General features: G+C 61.3%; 1 protein-coding gene and 1 pseudogene. Both read left to right on the forward strand.

The window, feature by feature from the left end:
- A pseudogene (locus WCG50_RS18815) lies at positions 1 to 401 on the forward strand (ABC transporter permease); the annotation flags it as partial.
- 54 nt (positions 402 to 455) lie between these two features.
- Positions 456 to 2,649, forward strand: a 2,194-nt coding sequence (locus WCG50_RS18820) for an EAL domain-containing protein (protein ID WP_336901129.1), incomplete at its 3' end; no start/stop codon positions are given.

Below are 2,649 nucleotides of genomic sequence, written 5' to 3' on the forward strand. Positions count from 1 at the left end.
ATGCCCGCTGGTCCGGCGTGTGGCTGGCGCACACCTTGGCGGCGGTGCCGTATGCGCTGATGGCGCTGAGCCCGGCCTACACCGGCTTTGATCCCCGCTTGCGGCACATCACCGCCTCGCTGGGCCAGGGGCACATGGCGTTCCTGGTCCGAGTGAAGTGGCCCTTGTTGCGCGCTGCCCTGAGCGCCAGCCTGGCCATCGGATTTGCTGTGAGCGTGGCGCAATACCTGCCCACCCTGTTCATCGGCGCTGGTCGTTTTGCCACCGTGACCACCGAAGCCGTCACCCTGGCCAGCGGCGCCCAGCGCGCCCTCACCTCCGCCTATGCCTGGCTGCAATGGTTGCTGCCCGCGATTGTTTTCACGCTGGCCACGCAGTCAGGCAAACCCAGAAGTTTCTGAACAGTTCTCAGGGGGACAGCCGAACGCATTTCAGATGCGGGACAATGCAACAACATGCCACTCAACCTCACCGACCCGGACGCACCCGCGCAGCCCCATGACGCTTTGGCGCAGTTGCAATTGGCGCTGCGCGAGCAGCAGGTGATTCAGGACACGGCCGGAGTCGGCATCGTGTTCATCAAAAAACGTATCGTCATCCGCTGCAACCAGCGCTTTGCCGAATTTTTCGGGCATGCCGACAACCACCTGATTCTGGGCAGCGCCAACCGGTCGCTGTTCCCGGATGAAATTGCTTTTCATGCGCTGGGTGAAGCCGCTTACCCGGTGATGGCCCAAGGGCTGGCCTACAAGTCAGAAATCCAGATGAAACGCTGCGACGGCGAGTTGTTCTGGACCCACATGACGGGCAAACTCGTCAACCCGGCTGACACCGCGGAAGGGTCGATCTGGATCATTGACGACATCAGCGAGCAAAAAGCCGCCCAAGCGCAACTCCAATCGGTGATGACCGAGCAAAGTCTGATTCTGGACAACGCGATGGTCGGCATCGTGTTCCTGCGCGAGCGCACCGTCACCCGCTGCAACCGGAGTTTCGAGCAACTGCTGGGCTTTGATCCCGGCGAGTTGCAAGGCAGTTCTTCCCGCAAGTGGTACCTCTCGGACGAGGATTGGCTGGCGGCGCGACCCCAATGGATGGCGCCGTTTGCCAAAGGCCAGGCGTTTGAGGGCGAAATGACACTGCGCAAAAAAGACGGCTCGGCCCTTTGGTGTGAAGTCCGCGCCAAAGCCATCGACGCCGATCATCCTGAGCAGGGTTCGATCTGGATCACGATGGACATCACGGCCCGCAAGAAAGCCGAAAAAGAACTGCTGCAAGCCCGCGAGAATCTCGAAAAACTGGTGGAGTTGCGCACCCAGGAACTCAGCCGTATGGTGATGGCGCTGGAGATAAAAGCCGACGAACAGCAAATCGCCGAAGCCCATATTCAACGCCTCGCTTACTTTGATGCGCTCACCGGTTTGCCTAACCGCTTGCTGTTGGGCGACCGCTGCCAGCACGCCCTGAGCGCCGCCCTGCGCGCGCAGCATCCGGTGGCCCTGATGTTTCTGGACCTGGACCATTTCAAAAATATCAACGATTCCCTGGGTCACCGCGTCGGAGATGAGGTGCTCATTGAACTGGCCACCCGCCTGAAGGCTGCCGTGCGGGAGCAAGACACGGTGTCGCGCTTGGGGGGCGACGAATTCATCTTGCTGTTGCCCGACACCGATGCTGCCGGTGCTGCGCGGGTGGCTGACAAATTACTTAAAGCCGCGCTGCTCCCGATCCTGATTGAGGAACACGAACTCACCGTGACGCCGTCGATCGGCATTGCGCTCTACCCCAAGGACGGGCTGGACCTGGACGCGCTGTCGAAATGTGCGGACGCCGCCATGTACAAAGCCAAGGGTGACGGCCGCAACAGCTTCCGCTTTTTCACCCCGGAAATACAGGCGCACTCCGACCGCAGCCTGCAACTCGACAACGCGTTGCGCCGGGCGCTGGAACGCCAACAACTGCGGCTACATTACCAGCCCCAAATCTCGATGGAAACCGGCGAAACCGTGGGCGCGGAAGCCTTGCTACGCTGGACGCACCCGGAGCTGGGGCCAGTGTCCCCGGCCGAGTTCATCCCCATTGCGGAACGCAACGGCCTGATCCTGCCGATCGGCGAGTGGGTTATCCGCACCGCCGTGCAGCAACTGGCCGACTGGATGGCACGGGGCATGGCGCCGCTCACCATGGCGGTTAATTTATCAGCGGTGCAGTTTCGCCATGACGCGCTGCCCGAACTCATCACCCGCAATCTGGAAGACGCTGCCCTGCCGGCGCATCTGCTGGAGCTTGAACTGACCGAAGGCGTGGCCATGACGCACCCGCAAGTCGCCATTGCCGTGATGGACGATCTGCACCAACGCGGCGTGCGCATGTCGATTGACGACTTTGGCACCGGCTACTCGTCGTTGAGCTACCTGAAACGGTTTCAGGTTTACAAGCTCAAAATCGACCAGTCGTTTGTGCGCGACATCACCGAAGACCCCGACGACAAAGCCATCGTCGGCGCCATCATCAGCATGGCCCGCATCCTGGGGCTCAAAACCATCGCCGAAGGCGTCGAAACCGCCGAACAACTTGAGTTCCTGCGCGCCCAAGGCTGCAACGAGGTGCAGGGCTACTACTTCAGCCGACCCTTGCCCGCGCTGGCAT

It is taken from the genome of Rhodoferax sp., from assembly GCF_037143375.1.
Classification (GTDB): Bacteria; Pseudomonadota; Gammaproteobacteria; order Burkholderiales; family Burkholderiaceae_C; genus Rhodoferax.